Source organism: Devosia sp., from assembly GCF_040509215.1.
In the GTDB taxonomy this organism is placed as follows: domain Bacteria; phylum Pseudomonadota; class Alphaproteobacteria; order Rhizobiales; family Devosiaceae; genus Devosia.
Window position 1 is genome coordinate 1 of the sequence record NZ_JBEVLL010000026.1, and the last position, 3676, is coordinate 3676.

The 3676-nt window shown below is 61.3% G+C and carries 3 protein-coding genes; 1 reads left to right on the top strand and 2 read right to left on the bottom strand.

The genetic code is table 11. From position 1 onward, the window contains the following. The coding region (locus ABW043_RS01230) for an extracellular solute-binding protein (RefSeq protein WP_353919425.1) at nucleotides 1–1401 on the bottom strand (1401 nt) is incomplete at its 3' end. 122 nt (nucleotides 1402–1523) lie between these two features. Next, nucleotides 1524–2591, bottom strand: coding sequence for an ABC transporter ATP-binding protein (locus tag ABW043_RS01235; RefSeq protein WP_353919426.1), 1068 nt, complete (start codon nucleotides 2589–2591; stop codon nucleotides 1524–1526). A 355-nt stretch (nucleotides 2592–2946) separates the two neighbouring features. Between ABW043_RS01235 and ABW043_RS01240 the strand changes: the two genes are divergently transcribed. Further along, on the top strand, nucleotides 2947–3676 hold a 730-nt coding region (locus ABW043_RS01240; protein WP_353919427.1), incomplete at its 3' end, for a sugar phosphate isomerase/epimerase family protein.

Here is a 3676-nt window from a genome sequence, read left to right on the forward strand (position 1 = left end):
ATCGATCTGGGTGGCCACCTGATCGAGACGCGGCTGCGGATCGGCACCAAGCGCGATATCCCTCACGGCCGGATTGATGGCGCTGAAATAGTCGAACCAGCCAACGGACTTCGGCGGGCCGAAGGCGTGGTCGGCAACATTGGCACCAAGCAGCAGGCGTTGATCCGAAGCATATTCGGGCAGCGCATCGACCAGCGTCTTGCGCACCGGCATGGAGCCCCAGGCGTCGTGGAAGGCGAAGCGGTTCTCGTCATTGCAGATGAAGGCGAGGAGCGCGGCGGTTTCGGCTGGGTAAGGCGTGCCCGAGAAGATGATCGGCGAGTCCGCCACGGTGGTCGTGTAGGGGATAGTGCCCTTCGGTGCCGGCGACATGCCGAAATTGAACGGTTGGCCGGTCTTGAGGAAGCGGGTCACCGTGCCGGTGCCGCTGAAGGTTATGGCGGCAGCGCCACCACGGAACTGGTCAGGCACAACGCCGGTCGGTGTGTATCCATTGGTGAAGACGGTCTTGTAGTTGGCAAGGCCCGCTGCCGCTTCCGCGGTGTTGACGTAGCCGGTGGCGGTGAAGCCATCTTCGGACACGCCGAGGAAGGTATTGTTCAGCGATGAACCCTTTTCGGCGTTCGGGTCGCCCATCATGCGCACCCAGATGCTTTCGAGCTGGGTATAGTTGGAGCCCGGCCCGCCATTGCCATAACCGGAGGCGGCAAGCGCGAAGGTCTGTTCGTCGCCCGAGGCGCGAAGGGCCGTGGTCACGTCATCGAAGCACTGGAGGTATTCTTCCACGGTCCAGCCGCCATCATATTCGGCGACTTCCGGCGGCGGGGTGACGCCGATCTTGTCGAAGATATCGCGATTGAAGGCCATGTAGACCGGGTTGGTTTCCCACGGGAGACAAACCAGGTTGCCGTCGATGGTCGCGGATTCACGCAGTGGGGCGTAGACGTCGTCGATGAATTCGGGGGAGAGGAACTGTTGCAGCGGCAGGGTGAGTTCGCCGGCGGCATAGGCCGAGGCGAAGTCGTTGCGGCCCATCATGATGTCGGGCGCGGCGCCGGAGGCTACATAGACCTGCACCTTGGTCGGCAGGTCGCCATAGGGAACGCGCTCTTCCTGGATAGTGATGTTGGGATAGGCTTCCGAGAACTTGGCGTAGATGGCGTTCATCACCTCGTTCACTTCAGGCGGATATTCCTGCCGCATGATCTTGAGGGTGATCGGGGTGTTGGTGAGTTCGGGGCCGTTGTAGCCGCCGAGATCGAGCTTGTACTTGCCCGGGTTGCTGCCCGGCGCTGCGAGAGCGCGCGAGGTCAGGAGGGCAGGCATTGCCAGGGCCGAGGCGCTGGCTGCCATGCCGACGAGCACGGAGCGTCGAGACAGCATAGATTTGAACTTGGTCATGAGGTCCTCGAATTCGGGTTGCGATGGGTCGTTCGGGCGCGAGCAAACGCGTCCGTCGTAGCGGCGAAAGATCTGGGTAGGTGTGGGCGGGATTGCCGCCCCTCAGCGATGCCGGGCGGGGGTCAGGAGAGGCGCTTGCCCGTCCCGGCATCGAAGCAGTGGGCTCGCGCCGGTTCTGGCACGAGATGAATGATGTCGCCGCGCTGAATGGTCACCCGGTCCTTGGCGATGGCGGTGACGCGCTGGCCGCCGATATCGGCGACGATCTGGGTTTCGGCGCCGGTCGGCTCAACGACCACGACCTTGGCCTCGAAGCCGCCCTGCCCCAAAGTCAGGTGTTCGGGCCGGATGCCGAGGTCGATCTCGGTGCCGGGCGTGGCATTGCCAGTGAGGCCGAGCGCAACGATCTGGCCGGACGCATGTTCGAAGGCCAGCCCCTTGTCGCGACCGATCAGCTTGCCGCGCAGCAGGTTCATCGAGGGTGAGCCGATGAAGGTGCCGACGAAGGCGTTGGCCGGCTTGTCGTAAAGCTCCAACGGGGTGCCGATCTGCTCGACAATGCCCGCGCGCATGACGACGATGCGGTCGGCCATGGTCATGGCTTCGATCTGGTCGTGCGTCACGTAGATGGTCGTGGTCTTGAGGCGCTCGTGCAGATCCTTGATCTCGGTGCGCATCTGCACGCGCAGCTTGGCGTCGAGATTGGAGAGCGGCTCATCGAAGAGGAACACCTGCGGCTTGCGCACGATGGCGCGGCCCATGGCAACGCGCTGCTGCTGACCACCGGACAGTTGGCGCGGATAGCGATCGAGCAGTTCGCCGAGGCCGAGAATGCCGGCGGCATAGTCGACCTGCTGGACGATTTGAGCCTTGAACTCGCCGCGCATTTCGAGGGCGAAGCTGAGATTTTCGCGCACCGTCATGTGTGGGTAGAGGGCGTAGTTCTGGAACACCATGGCGATGTCCCGATCTTTGGAGGCAAGGTTGTTGACCACCTGGCCGCCGATATGGATTTCGCCGGCGGTGATTTCCTCGAGCCCGGCGACCATGCGCAGAAGGGTGGACTTGCCGCAACCCGATGGACCGACGAGGCTCAGGAACTCGCCGTCGACGATATCGAAATCGACACCTTTCAAGACCGGCGAGCCCGCGAAATTCTTGACTACACTGCGCATCTGCACGCTTGCCATAACCATCCCCCGGCAACGATCTGATGGGTGGAGCGTGGGGCCTTGCATTCGATGTGTCAATAAATCCGATACAAAATTGTCATCACTTGTGTTGCTACAGAAATGGAAAGCCCCGAAGTGAGGAAACTCCAGAGACGGCTCCAGGCCCCATGGAAACTGCGCATTGCGGGCAGATGCCCAACAAAATCAGCGTTCCTGCCATTTCGACCTAACTGTTCCGTCGGGACTTTCAGACAACCAAGCACGCATCAAATGCATGGCTGGACTTCTCATTTTGCATGCTTGTCGTAAGATTTTTGTATACAAAATGGATCAACGCGATACTCAATACGCATAGCGAACCATGGAGACCACTTTGATCGGCGTATTCAACAACAGCCTGCCCGGGCATGAGGCACTCACCCCGATCCAGATTCTCGACGAGGCAAAAAAGCTTGGCCTTGGCGGAGTGCTCTTCGGGAACATCTTTTCGGCAGTACCCGATCTCGATACCGCCAAGTTGGCTGAGATTGGGCAGGCGGCAACGGAGCGCGGCCTCATCATCAATGCCGGTGCGGGTGCGTTCAATCCTGCCCGTCCCGAGCGCTGCCAGGCGCTGATCGATGCCGGTAGCGGCGACATGGTCAAAGGGATGGAGCGGGTTCTCCGCGCCATGCCGGCGCTGGGCGCGAAGACGGTGTTCTTTGTTGTCGGGATGATCGAGGATCGGGACGATCCCGCAGTGTCGTGGGACGCGCAATTGCAGGGCGTGATCGATGGCGTGAAGGCGCTTGCGCCTGCGACCAAGGAAAGCGGCACGCGCCTGCTGATCAAAACGCATGAAGAGATTTCGAGCTTTGAAATCCTGCGGATCATCGAAGCCGTCGGCCCTGACCTGCTGGGCATTGCTCATGATCCGGTGAATGTCGTTTGCCGGCTGGAAGATGCGGTCGAGTGCACTCGCCGTATCGCGCCGCATGTGGCGCAGGTTCATATCGATGATGCCTATGTCACCTTCGATGGGGATACGATGCGTCGCTATCTGGCGCCTCTGGGGACCGGGGACATTGACTGGCCGGCCCTGCTGGCGCTGGTTCCGGATGCAA